Source organism: Candidatus Hydrogenedentota bacterium (assembly GCA_019637335.1).
In the GTDB taxonomy this organism is placed as follows: domain Bacteria; phylum Hydrogenedentota; class Hydrogenedentia; order Hydrogenedentales; family JAEUWI01; genus JAEUWI01.
The window spans coordinates 60,598-75,869 of the sequence record JAHBVV010000025.1; the positions used below are offsets into that span (position 1 = coordinate 60,598).

At 63.7% G+C, this 15,272-nt stretch carries 15 protein-coding genes; 8 read left to right on the forward strand and 7 right to left on the reverse strand.

Annotation, left to right across the window (positions count from 1 at the left end):
• The first annotated feature begins 54 nt into the window (after positions 1-54).
• Together fumC and KF886_21085 are read left to right on the forward strand one after the other, a co-directional pair.
• Positions 55-1,449: a class II fumarate hydratase gene (fumC, locus tag KF886_21080; protein ID MBX3179852.1), complete on the forward strand. Its 1,395-nt coding sequence runs from the start codon at positions 55-57 to the stop codon at positions 1,447-1,449.
• Positions 1,450-1,752: 303 nt separating this feature from the next.
• Complete coding sequence (locus tag KF886_21085) at positions 1,753-2,373, forward strand: hypothetical protein (GenBank protein MBX3179853.1); 621 nt, start codon at positions 1,753-1,755, stop codon at positions 2,371-2,373.
• 269 nt (positions 2,374-2,642) lie between these two features.
• Here KF886_21085 and KF886_21090 read toward each other — a convergent pair whose 3' ends face one another.
• Genes KF886_21090 through KF886_21100 form a run of 3 tightly spaced genes read right to left on the reverse strand, consistent with a single transcriptional unit; the run spans position 2,643 to position 5,720 of the window.
• Positions 2,643-3,650, reverse strand: coding sequence for an exo-alpha-sialidase (locus tag KF886_21090; protein MBX3179854.1), 1,008 nt, complete (start codon positions 3,648-3,650; stop codon positions 2,643-2,645).
• Positions 3,610-3,996 (reverse strand): hypothetical protein, encoded by a 387-nt coding sequence (locus KF886_21095; GenBank protein MBX3179855.1) that lies wholly within the window; start codon positions 3,994-3,996, stop codon positions 3,610-3,612. The genes KF886_21090 and KF886_21095 overlap by 41 nt, the downstream gene beginning before the upstream one ends.
• Before the next feature lie 8 nt (positions 3,997-4,004).
• Complete coding sequence (locus KF886_21100) at positions 4,005-5,720, reverse strand: pectate lyase (protein ID MBX3179856.1); 1,716 nt, start codon at positions 5,718-5,720, stop codon at positions 4,005-4,007.
• Positions 5,721-5,950: 230 nt separating this feature from the next.
• Between KF886_21100 and KF886_21105 the strand changes: the two genes are divergently transcribed.
• The gene (locus KF886_21105) at positions 5,951-6,652 is read left to right on the forward strand and encodes an SDR family NAD(P)-dependent oxidoreductase (GenBank protein MBX3179857.1); all 702 of its coding nucleotides are present in this window, start codon (positions 5,951-5,953) and stop codon (positions 6,650-6,652) included.
• On the opposite strand, the gene KF886_21110 is transcribed toward KF886_21105, so the two are convergent.
• The gene (locus KF886_21110; GenBank protein MBX3179858.1) at positions 6,615-7,106 is read right to left on the reverse strand and encodes a hypothetical protein; all 492 of its coding nucleotides are present in this window, start codon (positions 7,104-7,106) and stop codon (positions 6,615-6,617) included. The two genes, KF886_21105 and KF886_21110, sit on opposite strands and share 38 nt — an antisense overlap.
• Positions 7,107-7,136: 30 nt before the next feature.
• On the opposite strand from KF886_21110, the gene KF886_21115 reads away from it, so the two are divergent.
• Positions 7,137-7,355, forward strand: coding sequence for an addiction module protein (locus KF886_21115; GenBank protein MBX3179859.1), 219 nt, complete (start codon positions 7,137-7,139; stop codon positions 7,353-7,355).
• Complete coding sequence (locus tag KF886_21120; protein ID MBX3179860.1) at positions 7,355-7,645, forward strand: type II toxin-antitoxin system RelE/ParE family toxin; 291 nt, start codon at positions 7,355-7,357, stop codon at positions 7,643-7,645. Before KF886_21115 ends, KF886_21120 begins: the two co-directional genes overlap by 1 nt.
• Before the next feature lie 10 nt (positions 7,646-7,655).
• Here KF886_21120 and KF886_21125 read toward each other — a convergent pair whose 3' ends face one another.
• Both KF886_21125 and KF886_21130 read right to left on the reverse strand, forming a co-directional pair.
• On the reverse strand, positions 7,656-9,440 hold the full coding sequence (locus KF886_21125) for an ABC transporter ATP-binding protein (protein MBX3179861.1): 1,785 nt from the start codon (positions 9,438-9,440) through the stop codon (positions 7,656-7,658).
• Positions 9,441-9,540: 100 nt separating this feature from the next.
• A complete protein-coding gene (locus KF886_21130) occupies positions 9,541-10,551 on the reverse strand; it encodes an isocitrate/isopropylmalate dehydrogenase family protein (GenBank protein ID MBX3179862.1) in 1,011 nt (336 codons plus the stop codon).
• A gap of 378 nt (positions 10,552-10,929) precedes the next feature.
• On the opposite strand from KF886_21130, the gene KF886_21135 reads away from it, so the two are divergent.
• Together KF886_21135 and KF886_21140 are read left to right on the forward strand one after the other, a co-directional pair.
• Positions 10,930-11,499, forward strand: a complete 570-nt coding sequence (locus tag KF886_21135) for a hypothetical protein (protein ID MBX3179863.1) — start codon at positions 10,930-10,932, stop codon at positions 11,497-11,499.
• A 210-nt stretch (positions 11,500-11,709) separates the two neighbouring features.
• Complete coding sequence (locus KF886_21140) at positions 11,710-12,750, forward strand: hypothetical protein (GenBank protein ID MBX3179864.1); 1,041 nt, start codon at positions 11,710-11,712, stop codon at positions 12,748-12,750.
• Between the two features lie 211 nt (positions 12,751-12,961).
• Here KF886_21140 and KF886_21145 read toward each other — a convergent pair whose 3' ends face one another.
• Positions 12,962-13,990: an alcohol dehydrogenase catalytic domain-containing protein gene (locus KF886_21145; protein ID MBX3179865.1), complete on the reverse strand. Its 1,029-nt coding sequence runs from the start codon at positions 13,988-13,990 to the stop codon at positions 12,962-12,964.
• Positions 13,991-14,365: 375 nt separating this feature from the next.
• Between KF886_21145 and KF886_21150 the strand changes: the two genes are divergently transcribed.
• Complete coding sequence (locus KF886_21150) at positions 14,366-15,073, forward strand: hypothetical protein (protein MBX3179866.1); 708 nt, start codon at positions 14,366-14,368, stop codon at positions 15,071-15,073.
• Positions 15,074-15,272 lie beyond the last annotated feature (199 nt).

Below are 15,272 nucleotides of genomic sequence, written 5' to 3' on the forward strand. Positions count from 1 at the left end.
TTCCCCCCGAAATGAACCCGCCACCCAACCGCGGCGGCGAAGGAGCGACGATCAATGGAATTCCGCATTGAAAAAGACACCATGGGCGAAATGAAGGTCCCCGCCGACCGCTATTACGGCTGCCAGACCGCCCGGTCCCTCGTTAATTTCAAAATCGGGGGCGAAACCATGCCGCGCGAGCTCATCCGCGCCCTCGGCGTCCTCAAGAAGGCCGCCGCGCTCACCAACAACGACCTGGGCCTCCTCCCCGACAACCTCTGCCAGGCCATCTGCCAGGCCGCCGATGAAGTGATCGAAGGAACCCTCGACGGCCACTTCCCCCTCGTCGTATGGCAGACCGGCAGCGGCACCCAGACCAACATGAACGCCAACGAGGTCATCGCCAACCGCGCCATCGAAATCCTCGGCGGCGAGCTGGGCAGCAAGTCCCCGGTCCACCCCAACGACCACGTCAACATGTCCCAGTCCTCCAACGACACCTTCCCCACCGCCATGAGCATCGCGGCGGTGGAGCAAATCCACAACCGGCTCATCCCCGCCCTCCAGGACCTCCACGAGGTCCTCGACGCCAAGGCCGAGGCCTTCGCCGATATCATCAAAATCGGGCGCACCCACCTCATGGACGCCACCCCCCTCACCCTCGGCCAGGAATTCTCCGGCTACGCCTGCCAGGTCGCCAACGGAGCCCAGCGCGTCAACCAGACCCTGCCCCTCCTCGCCGAGCTCGCACTCGGCGGCACCGCCGTCGGCACCGGGCTCAACACGAAAAAAGGCTACGCCGAAAAAGTGGCTGATCGCATCGCCGAAATCACCGGCCTGCCCTTCACCTCCGCCCCCAACAAATTCGAGGCCCTCGCCGCCCACGACGCCATGGTCATGACCTCCGGCGCCCTCAAAACCGTCGCCTGCAGCTTCATGAAGATCGGAAACGACATCCGCTGGCTCGGCAGCGGGCCCCGCTGCGGCATCGGCGAAATCATGCTCCCCGAAAACGAGCCCGGCTCCTCCATCATGCCCGGAAAAGTCAACCCCACCCAGTGCGAAGCCATCACCATGGTCGCCGCCCAGGTCATCGGCAACGATGCCACGGTCAACGTCGCCGGGGCCTCCGGCAACTTCGAACTCAATGTCTTCAAGCCCGTCATCATCTACAACGTCCTCCAGTCCATCCGCCTCCTCGCCGACGCCGCTGACTCCTTCCGCGAAAACTGCGTCATCGGCATCGAGCCCAACCGAAAGGCCATCCAGGCCCACCTCAACAACTCCCTCATGCTCGTCACCGCCCTCAACCGCCACATCGGCTACGACAACGCCGCCAAAATCGCAAAGACCGCCCACGCCAACGGCACCACACTCAAAGAAGAAGCCGTCAACCTCGGCTTCCTCACCGCCGAGGAATTCGACAAGGCCGTCGACCCCGGCAAGATGATCGGCCCATCCGACGCCTGACGCAACCCCGATAGTGTTCGCACCTTCTCCATATTTCGCCCCACGGCCCGCCCGATCTGTGACGAAATCATGACGCCCGCGTGAAAACCGTATAAAATTTGGCCGTTCCGCCCGTTTTACGGCCAAAATCTTCGCTATTTTTCCGCCGGCTGAGGTACAATTCCGGCAGTTCTGAATACATCTCGACAGAGTGTCCATCGAACGACCTCCCGCGGCACGCCCGTTCCGGTGCCCAAAATGCAGTTCCTGTATTGAGCCACCTCCGTGCCGCAATAGGCCACACGGCAAGAAAGGAATCTTGCAATGAGCGAAGACCTCCTGAGAGAGATTCTCGGCAACGCCAACAAGAACGACACCTTCCGGCAGTTGCTCATCCAGGCCCGCGATCGCCACGACCTCATCCAGGTGTACGCCAACCCCCACAACCTGGACGAATTCGTCATCGGCCACGTCCGCACCGTCGGGCCCGACACCTGCACCATGGAAGAAATCCGCTTCAACGGCGAAGACGACGGAAACAACTCCTTCCTCATTCGCGATGTCGTACAGATCGCCGAAGACACCCGCCTCCTCCGGCGCGTCGCCCTCCTCCGCGAATGCGCGCACTTGCTAGGCGACCCAGACGGCCTCGAGCCGGAAGCGTCCGATTGCTTCATCACCGAACTCGAACGCGCCCAGGCAAGGCACGAAATGGTCAACTGCAAAATCGCCACCCAGCGCGATTTCCGGCACGTAACCGGGTTCGTCGATCAGGTAAAAGACGGCTACGTACGCATCGCCATCGTCACCATGGAAGGCGATCCCGACGGCCTCGCCACCATCCGCATCAACGACATCGTAAGCGTCTACCGCAACGAAAAACGCCAGCAGGCCGCCATGCTCTTCCACAGCGAACGCGACCGGCTGTACCCCGAGCTTCTCTGACCGGCCCTGCCCCAGATAGAAGGTTACCACCAAACAAAAGCCCCCGGATCCCTCCGGGGGCCTTTGTTTTGCGTACCACCCTCCCCCCTTCACCCGCCAGCAAGAACTCGTTCCCACGGTCCCCCGTGGGAATGCATCCCGTTCCGCTCAGCGGAACAAACCCTTCACCCCTCACCCTTCACCCCTCACCCCTCACCCTTCACCCCTCACCCCTCACCCTTCACCCCTCACCCCTCACCCCTCACCCCTCACCCCTCACCCTTCACCCTTCACCCTTCACCCTTCACCCGTCCCACCACCGCATCCTCCGTAAAACTAAGCAGAATCACCGTCTTCCGCACGTCCGTCGTGCAAATCACATGAATCGTCCCATCCTTCGCCTGGATCGCCATCGGATACGCAAACGTATTGTCCAGCCCGCTCGTCGCCAGGTCCCGCCGGTGCGGCCACGTCTTCCCGCCATCCTCGGAGATCGCCGCCGTAAGCGGCGTCCGGTGGTTCATGCTGTCGTTGTACACCAGCAACAGCCGCCCGCTCTGAAGCTTGATCAGGCTCACCGCCGAATTCGGATTCGGAAATTCCGTGTCCTCCGCCCGGCTCCACGTCTGCCCTCCATCGCGCGACTCCGACCGCAGAATGTACCGCGAATCGCTCGGCTCAAAATTACCGCCCGGGCGGATATACGCGATCAGGTGATCCGCCGAAAGCTGCACCGGCTCCGCCTGGAGATTCCCATTCGCCGAATAAATCCGCCCCGTCTCCGTCCACGTCCGCGTCGCCGGATCATGCCGCAGAAAGTACGAGCACGTGTCCGGAAACGTCTGGTTTATGTCGCTCCCCGTCTCGTGATACACCGGCAACAGATAATCCCCATTCTCCAGCACAATCGGCAGCCCCCGGCACATCGTCCCCAGCTCGAAGCTCAAAAACATCGAATCCGACCACGTCTCCCCCCCGTCCCGCGATATCTTCGCCAGCGTCCGCGACTCCGACCACGTCTCCCCATACCGCTGCACATAAAAAAGCCACACCAGCCCATCCGGCGCCTGCCACACCACCCCATTCCCCTCGCCCAGAAACGGCGTATCCGCCAGAATCCGCGGCGCCGACCATTCCGACGACCCCGCCGCCCGCCGCATCCCCCAGACCTTCGAATCGTCCACATACTCACCGCCACCGCCGTAATACGTCATCATCAGCCCCCCATCCGCAAGCTCCGTGATCGACGCCGGGTGCTTATACGCCCCCGGGTGCTCGCTCCCGATGATCTTCTCCACCCGGATATCCTCCGCCCCCAACACCGGCAACCCCAACACGCCCACCAATACCAAAAGCACACCACGCAACATGGCCAATCCTCCACAAGCTGAAAAACCAGAAAATAAACGCCTCCCCGCCAGCATACCAGCCCACCCGCGAAAAAAAGCAAGAGGTTAAGCGCCATCCCTGCCATCCCTGCCATCCCTGCCATCCCTGCCATCCCTGCCATCCCTGCCATCCCTGCCATCCCTGCCATCCCTGCCATCCCTGCTGTCCCTGCTTTCCCTGTAGTCCCTGTAGTCCCTGTAGTCCCTGCTGTCCCTGTAGTCCCTGCCGTCCCTCCGGTTCTACCTGCCCAGCCACCCACCGGTTCACCGCGTCACCGACCAGATGGCGTTGCCGTCGCGGGTGCGACCCATGTCGCCGTAGCGGCCGTGGATGTAACCGCCACCACCGTTGTAGGCGGGCACGGCGTCGGGCTTCCCGCGCAACACGCTTTCGATGCTCAACAGGGCCAGCGCTTCGAGAGAATCGAACTTGGCGTGGGCGTGGCCCGCGGTGGGCAGGAAGAAACCGTGGTGGAAGTTGGCGGCGAGGATATTGTCGCCGATGCGCCGCGCCAGGTCGAGGTAGCCGTCGACGCCGGTCCGCTGATGGAGTTCGATGAGGGCGAATACGGCGATGGGGTCCTTGTTGTCCGTGGCCATGTTAAGCGCTGCGCCTTCGCCGGGCGTGGCGCCCAGCTCGCCGAGGTCATGGCCCCGCGCGATGCCCCGGGCCACTTCCCAGAGGGCGGTGTCGCCCGTAAGGCGATAGGCCGTGGCGTAGGAGAACATCATGTCGGTGCTGGGCGTGGCGGGCTTGAAGACCGTGCCCTTGCTGCCGTAGTAGCCGAATCGCTGTATGGCGTAGCCGGTGAGATCGGCGCCGTCGGCCCACAGCGGCTTGACCGTGTTGGTTTCGGCATCGTAGGCGTGCTCGGCGTAAGCGCCCATGCCCTCCCGGGTCCATTCCAGCAGTTGCGCGCCCTGGCCGCCCAGGCTCTCCGCCAGGCGCAATTGCATGAGGGCGTTCTTCGCGTAGATGCCCTCCGGGGAGCGGAGGAAGTTGCCCTCCAGGGCGATGGCGCCGAATTCGGGGCCGAATTGCCGCTGCGCCCGATCCCCGTAGGTCGAATGGGTGAATCGCGGGTCGCTCTCGTCCTCCGGCGGCTCCGCCCGGCGCCGCGCCTGGCTGTATTGGTAGACGCCCAGTTTTGTTTCGGGGTGGCGCGCCCGCACGTACTGCTCGGCCAGGCGCAGCGCCCAGGTGAGCGCGCCCTCCTCTTCCCCGAGCAGGTGGAGCATGCCGCCGGCGTAGATGAGATCGCTCCCCGCGTTGATGAAGGTCAACCCGTCGCCCTCGAAAAAGGGCTCGGGCGCGCCGAACTCGTGCTCCCACAAGGCGCCCATGGAACGCCCATAGGCGCCGTGCCGGTTCATGTCCAGGCGGGACCAGTCCAGGATGTGGGCGTTCCAGAGGGCGCGGATGAATTCCGCCGTTTTCTCGGGGTCCACGGACCACATCAACTCATAGAAGGGGAAGTGGTTCTTGAACTCGTGGCAATTGGCGTCGAAATTGCCCACGTTGGTGTTCGTTTCCAGATCCACGAACTGGTGCCCGCCCCAATAGAGGAGCCCCGCCTTGTCGCGCTGGTGGGCGAACATGTGGGCGATGGCCTCCCGGGCCGCGTCTTCGTAGCGGGATTCGCCGGTGAGGCGGCTCAGCCCCGCGAGGGTGCGGAAGAGGTTCTGCTGGCTCGCCATGTTCGACACGATCCAGGCATTGTCCTCAAAGCGCCACCGCACCGGTTCGCCCGTCTCCACATGGACGCCGTCAACAAACAGGGGCGTGTGGGTCTCGCCGTAGACATCGCGGCCTTTGGCGAGCACGTTGTCCGCGAAGGTCACCACCGCCTCGAAGCGGTGATCGTCCGCCGGGGTGCGGTCCAGCGGCGCTACCGCCGCCGCGCCCAGGGCGAAGGTCGCCGCAAACCCTTGGATAAGAAGTATCGTGAAAGCTCTTATTGATGGGCGCAATGGCGTCATGGTGCTCTCCTTAGCGCTCTGCCACATATCAAGTTTCGACCATAGATCAGCGGCGCGCCAGGTGTCAATCCGGACAAAGGACTCTGCAATACGCCACAGGCATGATGGAATTCGCCTGTGAGCCGGTATCGCTGCCCGGCACTAAGATCTGCACCCCATTTCCAGCGCTCAGCTGATGTATCATGTACCCAGGGAAACATGGGGCAACAGAAACCACAAGGAGCAAGATCATGTACATCACCGGCCAGCGCGTACTCATCACCGGCGGCAGCACCGGCATCGGCTACGCAACCGCCGCCCTCCTGATCGCCCGCGGCTGCAAGGTCGTCATCAACGGACGCGACGCCGAACGCCTCAACGCCGCCGCCGGGGAACTGGGTTGCGGCGCCGCACCGGGCGATGTGGGCGACGAGGCCGACGCCGCGCGCATCGTCGAGGAAACCGTCGCCCAGATCGGCGGCATCGACGCCCTCGTGAACAACGCCGGCTTCGGCCGCTTCGCCCGCCTCCAGGACACCACCCCCGCCAACATGGAAGCCGTCTGGCGCACCAACGTCCTCGGCGCCATGCTCATGGCCCGCGCCGCCGCCCCCCACTTCGTCGCCCAGCGCGGCGGCACAATTATCAATATCGCCTCCACCGCGGGCACAAAAGGTTTCGCCGGCGGAACCGCCTACGCCTCCTCCAAGTTCGCCCTACGCGGCATGACCGAGTGCTGGCGCGATGAACTCCGCCGCGACGACGTCCGCGTCGTCCTCATCAACCCCAGCGAAGTCATCACCGAATTCGCCGCCCGCGCCGGACACGGCCAGGAAGACTCCCCGAAAAAGCTCCACGGCGAAGACATCGCCCGCGCCGTCGCCGCCGTACTCGAAATGGACCCCCGCGCCCTCGTCACCGAGATGACCGTAATCGCCACAAACCCATTCTAACCACCCCAGGGACCAACACGCCACACAAAGTGCAATCGATGAGCGAAGTGATACTCGCCCTTCTACCAGCCACGGTGTAACTGAGGATTCTTTTCCTGATGGGGAAAGAAAACCAGACAGCCGCCCCAAACGCCACTGTAGTCCCTGTAGTCCCTGTAGTCCCTGTAGTCCCTGTAGTCCCTGCCGTCCCTGCCGTCCCTGCCGTCCCTGCCGTCCCTGTAGTCCCTGTAGTCCCTGTAGTCCCTGCCGTCCCTGTAGTCCCTGTAGTCCCTGTAGTCCCTGTAGCCCCTGTAGTCCCTGTAGTCCCTGCCGTCCCTGCCGTCCCTGCCGCCCCTGCCGTCCCTGCCGTCCCTGCCGTCCCTGCCGTCTCTGCCGTCCCTGCCGTCCAACAACCAGTCATCGCCCCCCAGCCAGCGAGCGGCCTTTCCCGGAATCCGTTGATGGTATACTGCACGTACCACGAACCAAGAAAGGCGCCCCAACGATGAACAACCTCGACGCCCTCAGAGAACAAGTCCTCGCCCTGCCGGAATTTCAGCGTGCCGCGCTACTGGAGGATATCCTGACCAGTTTCGATCCGGACCTGCGCAAATCGGTAGACCAGGCGTGGGCCGCTGAAGCGGAAGATCGGCTAGAAGCCTTCGGGGAAGGCAAGATCGAGTCGGTTAGCATGGAAGAAGCCCGCAATCGCGTCCGTGCCTGATGAATGCGCGTTTCTTAACCCAGGCGCTCCTCGATCTGGACCAGGCGGTCGCATACTACGAAGCCGAGCAACCGGGATTGGGCCATGATTTCGAGGAAGAGGTCTTCGAATGCGTGGATCGCATCTGTTTGAATCCCAGGGCGTGGGCACACATATCATCGAACACCCGGCGCTGCATCACGCGCCGATTCCCGTATGGCGTCATCTACCAGATTCGCGATGATCACATTCTCGTAATTGGCATCATGCACCTCAGCCGCCATCCGGACTCCTGGCGCAACCGCTCCTGACCGACAGTCCCTACGAGTCCAGCTGCACCGCCCCAAACTGCTCCTCACACAGCGCGCGGTACGGGCCATCCTCGTGGATCAGTTGGTCGTGCGTCCCCTCCTGCACGATGCGCCCATCCTCAATCACCACCACCCGGTCGCAGTCGATCACCGTCGCGAGCCGGTGCGCGATCACCAGCGTCGTCCGCCCCTTCATCAGCCGCCCCAGCGCCTCCTGGATGATATTCTCCGCGTGCGAGTCCAGGCTCGACGTCGCTTCGTCCAGAATCAGGATCGCCGGATCCCGCAAAAACGCCCGCGCGATACTCAGCCGTTGCTTCTGCCCCCCGCTCAGCGTCACCCCGCGCTCCCCGATAACGGTGTCGTACCCGTGCGGCAGTTCATCCACAAATTCGTCCACATGCGCCATACGCGCCGCCTCCAGCATTTCCGCCTCGGTCGCCCCCCGCCGCCCGTAAAGAATGTTCTCCCGGATGCTCCCCCCAAACAAAATCGCGTCCTGCATCACCATCCCGATTTTCTCGCGCAGCGAATGCAGCGTCAGATCGCGCACATCCTGCCCGTCAATCCGGATCGCGCCCGCCTTCACGTCGTAAAAGCGCGGCACCAGCTTCACCAGCGTGCTCTTCCCGCTGCCGCTCCGCCCCACAATCGCCACCGCCTGCCCCGGCGGCACATCCAGCGTGATCCCCTCCAGCACCGGCTGATCGTCGAGATACGAGAAGTGGACATCGTCAAACACGATCCGCCCCTCGCGGAGCGCCAGCGGACGCGCGTCCGGCGCATCGTCGATATCCGGAGCCACGTCCAGAATCTCAAACACCCGGTCCATCCCCGCAAGCTGCATCTGCACCGCCGCGGAAGCGTCCGCCAGACGACGCGTCGGCAGGTACAGGTGCGACAAATACCCGCTGAACGCCACCAGTTCCCCCGGAAGCAGCGAACCGTTCAGCACCAGCCACGTGCCAAAGCAAATCACCACCGCCGGACCGATCATCGTGAAGAACTCGCCAAACTGGAACATCCACACGTGGATCCGCGTCCGCACCATCACCTCATCAAAGTATTTTCGGTGCAGCCCAAGAAAACGCAGCCGCTCCGACCGCTCCCGAACGAACGCCTGCACCACGCTGTGCCCCGTCAGCTTCTCGTTGATCTCGCCGGACAGCTCCGACATCTGCTCCTGCACCCGCTGCGACGCCACACGCAACCGCGGATTCAGCACGCCAAACACAATCGCATACAGCGGCAGCGTGAACAGGCTCACCGACGCCAGCAGCCAGTTCTCGAAAAACAGCGCTATCACCACCCCCACCAGGAAGATGAAATCCACCCCCACCGACATCACCCCCCGATCCAGAATCCCCTGCGCCTGGTTGATATCGTTCGTCAGCCGCGAGGTCGTCGCCCCCGTCCGTTGCGTCGCGTGAAAAGCCAGGCTCAACCGCTGCACGTGTGCGTAGAGCGCATTCCGGATGTCGAAGATCGTCCGGTTCCCCGCCAGCTCCGCCCAGTACGACCGGTAATACGCGATCGGGATCCGAATAATAAACACCGCCAGCAGTATCCCCACCACCTGCAACAGACGACTCGTCTTCTCTTCGTTCGGGATCTCCGCCAGAATAATATGGTCCAGCACATACCCCAGCGACCACGGTATCAACAGCGCCAGCGTAAACTTCACCACCCCCGTCAGCACCGACCCCAGAATATACGGCCAGTACGGGCGCGCATAACGCAGGAAGCGCCAGAACGTCGGCGATCCAATAGGCATTGTCGAAGTCGGTTTAAGCATTACGCGGCAATCTTCAGGCGGTTGATGCGAAAGACGATCGGCTGTTCACACAACACCCCGCCCCGCCATCCATTCCCCGCATGGGCTCCGCGCACGCCCCTCATGCCAGCCGCCGGATCAGCGCATCCGTAAACGCGCGCGTCCCCGCCGTCCCCCCGAGATCCCGGGTCTTCTCCGACGGATCGCCCTCCGCCAGCAGCGCGTCATACGCATCCCGGATCGCCCGCGCCTTCTCCACCTCCCCCAGGTGCCGCAACATCATCACCCCGCTCATGATCAGCGCCAGCGGGTTCGCCAGATCCTGGCCCGCAATGTCCGGCGCGCTCCCGTGCACCGCCTCAAACACCGCCGAATCGTCCCCGTAGTTCGCCCCGGGCACCACCCCCAGCCCGCCGACCAGCCCCGCGCACAGATCGCTGATGATGTCGCCGAACAGGTTCTCCAGCAGCAACACGTCAAAGCGCTCCGGATTCCGCACCAGCTGCATGCACGCGTTGTCGATAATCAGTTCTTCGTATTCGATTTCCGGGGCCATCTCCTCGTGAACACGCCGCACACAATCCAGAAAAAGCCCGTCCGACTTCTTCATGATATTCGCCTTGTGGAACACCGTCACCTTCTTCCGCCCGCGCTCCTGACAATACCGGAACGCCGACCGCGCAATCCGCTCGCTCGCCTTCCGCGTCACCACCTTCAGGCTCGTGACCACCCCCTCCGCGATTTCGTTCTCCAGCCCCGAATAAAGCCCCTCCGTGTTTTCCCGAAACACCACAATATCCACATCCTCATAGCGCGTTTTCACCCCCGCCAGGCTCCGCACCGGGCGGATCGCGCAATACAGGTTCAACCGCATCCGCAGTTGCACGTTCACGCTCTTAAAACCCTTGCCGATCGGAGTCGTCACCGGCCCCTTCAGCGCGATCTTGTGCGCCGCAATCTGCTCCAGCGTGTGCCCCGGAAGCACCTTGCCATACGCCTCCACCGCCCCCTTCCCCGCCGGCAGATCGATCCAGTCAATCGCCACGCCCGCCGCCTCGATTACCCGCTGCGTCGCCTCCGTTACCTCGGGGCCGATGCCGTCGCCTCGGATTAGACAGACCGTATGCGCCATGGGAAGTTCCTTTCGTGTTCAGATGCGTCCTCGGAGGCGGGCGATCGCGCGAAAAAACGGGGGAGCCGGACAGATGGGCGGTCCGGCGCCGCACTGCGGCCGCCAGGGGAGACCGCCCGATGCGCGAACGTAATGAATGGGCCGGCGCGGGCAAAACACCGCCCAATTCCGGGACACGGGCGTCCAGAATGGCCCATCGCCACGCAGGGCCCGGCGCGCCGTGGCAGCCCGCCCACGGCCCATAGCATACCACGCAAGCCCCCTTTTTCCGGAATCTCCGACCGCATCCGCTTGACATGCGCCGGAATCCTTTGCTCCAATGCCCGGACCGGGCGCACCCCTATCCCGATGCGGCCCGCCAACTTCTGGAGTTCACTTGTGACGCTCGAATCCTATAAGCCCGATCCCTGGCGCTGGCCGGCGCTCGCCCTCTGGCTGGCCTTTTTCGCCCTGGGCGTCTGGCCCCAGATGAGCTTCGAGTTGCTTCGGCAGGCCGGCTATGTCTACACGCAAAACGCCGTCATCAATTCCTACAACTTCATCACCTGGTCCCTCACCGGGTTTTTCGGTTACTTCGTCTACCACCGATGCATCGAAGGCGGCCTGCCCCCCATCGAAGCCCTCGGCAAATCCATCCAGCTCGGCGTGCTCGCCTTCGTCGCCTTTATCGACCTCCCCGTCGAGCACATCCCCGATATACGGCACCCCACCGACCGCGCACTAATCCTGGGCACCGTCGGCCTCAAACTCATCGTCTGGGCCTACCTCTACTCCCTCCTGTTCCGATACTATTGGAAACGCAACCCCCAGGTCGTCGCCCGCGCGCTCCCCTGGCTCGCCCTGCTCCCCCCGGCCCGCAACGAAGCCCGGAACGGAGCCCCGGAAACCCCCGATGCGGCCGCGGATCGCGCCAGCGCCGACCCCGCCGCCAACCACTCCGCGGACTGAACCAGTGCCCCGGGCCGCGCCGCCGGTGTCAACGTCTCGCGCACGCCGGCGTTACCTAGGGGGAAGCTTCGCCCCAAAACCGGCAACGAATTACGATCCTCCCGGTATCGTGATACGTCGGGATCGCGTGACCCCGGCGTGGGATAGTCGCACGGATGGCCCCTCGCGGCCAGGGAGTTCGCGCATGCCGCGGGCAATCAAGGTCAATTGGTGATACAGCAAGTTCGAAAGCCCATCCTCTGTACCCTCGCCCTCCTGGCCCTGCCCGCCCTCGCGAGCACGCTCCGCCTCGGCGAACCCGCCATCCAGGGCAACCAGTACACCTTCCCCGTCTACCTTCAAGGCGATAACCCCGGCGTCGCCGCCCTCGATTTCCGACTCGCCTACGACCCCGCCGTATTCAGCCCCGTCTCCGCACAGGCCGGACCCTCCGCCGCCGGCGCACAAAAACAGGTCAGCTCCAATATCGCCGCCCCGGGAGAAATGATCGTCGTCATGATGGGCTTCAACCAGAACACCGTCACCGGCGGACAGGTCGCCGAAATCGTACTCCAGCGCGTACAGAACCCATCCAGCGGCTCGTCCATCCTCCGCATCAACGAACCCACCATGGCCACCGCCGAAGGCGAAGCCATCACCTCCCGCGGCCTCGCCCGCACCGTCCGCTTCGATGAGTCAAAGGAATCCCGCGACGACCGCGCGGGCCGCGAAACCGAAAATGCCCCCAAAGACCCGCAAGCCACCGATCGCGACCCCGGCGCCGGCACGGATCCCGGCCGGAACGACCGGCCCCCATCCCCCTTCCCCATCATCATCGCCGATGGCCGCAATCCGGCCGGCGCGGAAAACAATGCCTCCGGCGCAACACAGGCCGGCAACGCCGCGACCGCGAGCCCCAATCCCGGCGCGGCCGCGGCCAGCCCGGAAGACACCGATTCCGCCGCGACCGGCCCCGCCAGGGAGCTGCCCGCCGGCCAGAGCGCCGGCGATCCCGCCCCCGGACAGCCCGGATCCGCGTCCCGGTCCGATCACAGCGCCGAAGCCGCCAATTCCGGCCCCGAACAACTCACCCTGGCGACCGATTCCGCCCAAAACCGGCCCCGCCGCACCCCCACCGAAACCGGCGGAATTATCCCTGAAAAAAATAGTGGAAATCTGGTCGCCAAATTCGGTATACTAGGGTTCGTGGTCGCAACGGTGACCACGGCGCTGTACCTCCGGAACCGGCGGGCAGCCCGAAAAAACAGTTAAATCCATCCATTACGGATGCTCGATCTCTGCGGCCCTCTGGCGCCAGCCAGACCGCCGCACCTCACCGGAGATGTCGGATGCCCCCTCCGGCATCTCCCCTAAAACAATCAGCTCCGCAGCCACATCAGGCTGCGGAGCTGTTTTTTTGTTCCACCATCCGTCCCTCCAGCCTCCAGCCTAAAGCCTAAAGCCTAAAGCCTAAAGCCTAAATCTAAACCGCCAACACTATCTTCCCGAACTGCTGCCCCTGCTCCATCCGCTGCTGCGCCAGACGGCCCGACTCCAGCGGGAACACCTCGTCCAGCACCGGCTTCATCCCCGACGCGTTCACCGCCGAAAGCAGTGCCCGGAAATCCTCGTGGCTGCCCATCGTCGACCCCAGAATCGAAAGCTGTTTCCAGTAGATCGCCGAAAGATTCGCCTCCACGTGCGGCCCCGTCGTCACCCCGCAATGCACCGCCCTCCCGCCCTTCCGCAGCACCTCCATATTAATCGGCCACGTCGCCGCCCCCACCGTATCCACCACCACATCCACCCCGCGCCCCTCCGTAAACTCCAGCACGCTCTCCGCCACCTTACCGCCACGATACGGCACGCCCTGCACCGCACCCAGCTCGCTCGCACGCGCCAGCTTGTCCACCGAAGAAGACGTCACCAGCACCCGCGCCCCCCCAAGCACCGCCAGCTGCAGCGCCGCCACCGCAACGCCGCCACCAATTCCGTGAATCAGCACCGTCTCCCCCGCGCGCAGCTGCGCCTGCGCCATCAGCATCCGCCACGCCGTCAGATACGCCAGCGGCAGCGCCGCCGCCTCCTCCCAGGAAAGATGCGGCGGCTTCGCCTGCAAGTTCCGCGCCGGCACAGCCACCAGCTCCGCAAACGTCCCCGGACGACCCATCCCCACAATCGTAAACGCGCCGCACTCACTGTGCTGGCCCCGAAGGCAGAACTCGCAAGACCCGCAGTCCAGCCCCGGATTCACCACCACCTCGTCACCCGCCTTCCAACCCGTCACCCCCGCCCCCACCGACGCCACCACCCCGGACGCGTCCGACCCCAGCACATGCGGTAGCGGAAGCTCCACCCCCGCCCGCCCGATCCGCATCCAGATATCCAGATGGTTCAACGCCGCCGCCCGAACCGCCACCACCACTTCACCCGGCGCCGCCACCGGCTCGGGCAACTCCAGCACCCGTACCTGTTCCAGACTGCCATGGTTTTGAATGCCAATTGCTTTCACGGCAAATTCCTCCTCGGATATTACTTGTCAAAACACTTGATTTTTGCGGCTTGACTGCGCTAGGATCCCCAAGTCGCCACTCGGATGAACCGAGCCGCGGCCCGGCGCCGCCGCAACGAAAGTGTAACAGTGTGGCCGCCCGAAAGTATATTGTGATGTGGTGTACGAAGTGCAGGCGCCCTCCCTTGGGGGAGGGAACATGCAGGTTTTTGGTTTGAGACGAAGGCAATGTCAACACTTGACAAGTTGACCCGCACTCGCATATAATGCGCGTTAAGTAACTTGTATTGTGGGTTGACAGGGGCAAGAGCCCTACGCTCAGTAGTCTCTCGGCTCGAAGTAGGAAATGGAGATTCGCTAATGAAAGGGATAGGGATGAAAAAGTTTTCCGGTTTCTGTGCTGCCACGGCGTTCGTCGCGGCCGCAACACTGCAGGGCTGCGTGGTTCCGCTTCATGCGTTCGACTACGCCGCCGGTACCGTTGACTTGCAAGGCAAGCAGCTGTACTTCATTCCGACGCCGGGCGAAGCCGCCTATCAGCGTCGCGTTCTTGACATCACCGCGCTGGGCAACGACCCGGCTGGTGATCCCGCTGTTGATGTGTCCGGTGGCCCCGCGGAAGTCGTTCTGGGTCTCGGCAACGCCGTCAACTTCTACGGCGCCCTGTATCAGTCCATCTTCATCGGCGCCGATGGCACCATCGGTATGGGTCAAGCGGGCAACAACGAAAGCATCGTTGCGCACTTCTCTCAGCCCCAGGTGTCGCTGCTCCCCGTTGACGCCATTGGCGGTGGTTCCGTCAGCGTCGACGTCACCGCCGGTGACTCCGTCGCCGTCACCTTCGAAGGCGTGACCGCCGGCGGCTCCGCCGCCACGGCCCAGGCCGAGTTCTTCATCAACAACAACATGTACGGTGACATCGCCCTGAGCTACCTGCAGATCAGCGCGAACGCCGCCGGCGTAATCGGCCTCTCCAACGGCCAGCTTGCCGGCGCCGACCAGGCCACCATTGACCGCTTCGTCGCGGACTTCGCCCTCCAGGCCCCGCTGACGACCGAAACCATGACCGGCGCCGCCTCCTAATCCGGCAGACGCCAGTCTAGATCAGCTTCGAATAACGGCGGGCCCTTCCAACAAGGAAGGGCCCGCCGCTCTTTTTACCCGGGGACAGAGGCGCCCGCAACCAGTGCCGCAAAGCGTCATCAAAAGCTATACCCCATATAGCCGTCCCGGCTGTCCAAGGCGGCAAAAGCCGCCCCCCCAACCCACACAACCCCAAACC

Excerpts from the sequence above, each read along its gene's own strand:
- fumC (MBX3179852.1), top strand. The coding sequence starts at position 55 with ATGGAATTCCGCATTGAAAAAGACACCATGGGCGAAATGAAGGTCCCC.
- KF886_21085 (MBX3179853.1), top strand. The coding sequence starts at position 1,753 with ATGAGCGAAGACCTCCTGAGAGAGATTCTCGGCAACGCCAACAAGAAC.
- KF886_21100 (MBX3179856.1), bottom strand. The coding sequence starts at position 5,720 with ATGACGCCATTGCGCCCATCAATAAGAGCTTTCACGATACTTCTTATC.
- KF886_21105 (MBX3179857.1), top strand. The coding sequence starts at position 5,951 with ATGTACATCACCGGCCAGCGCGTACTCATCACCGGCGGCAGCACCGGC.
- KF886_21115 (MBX3179859.1), top strand. The coding sequence starts at position 7,137 with ATGAACAACCTCGACGCCCTCAGAGAACAAGTCCTCGCCCTGCCGGAA.
- KF886_21120 (MBX3179860.1), top strand. The coding sequence starts at position 7,355 with ATGAATGCGCGTTTCTTAACCCAGGCGCTCCTCGATCTGGACCAGGCG.
- KF886_21125 (MBX3179861.1), bottom strand. The coding sequence starts at position 9,440 with ATGCTTAAACCGACTTCGACAATGCCTATTGGATCGCCGACGTTCTGG.
- KF886_21130 (MBX3179862.1), bottom strand. The coding sequence starts at position 10,551 with ATGGCGCATACGGTCTGTCTAATCCGAGGCGACGGCATCGGCCCCGAG.
- KF886_21150 (MBX3179866.1), top strand. The coding sequence starts at position 14,366 with ATGAAAAAGTTTTCCGGTTTCTGTGCTGCCACGGCGTTCGTCGCGGCC.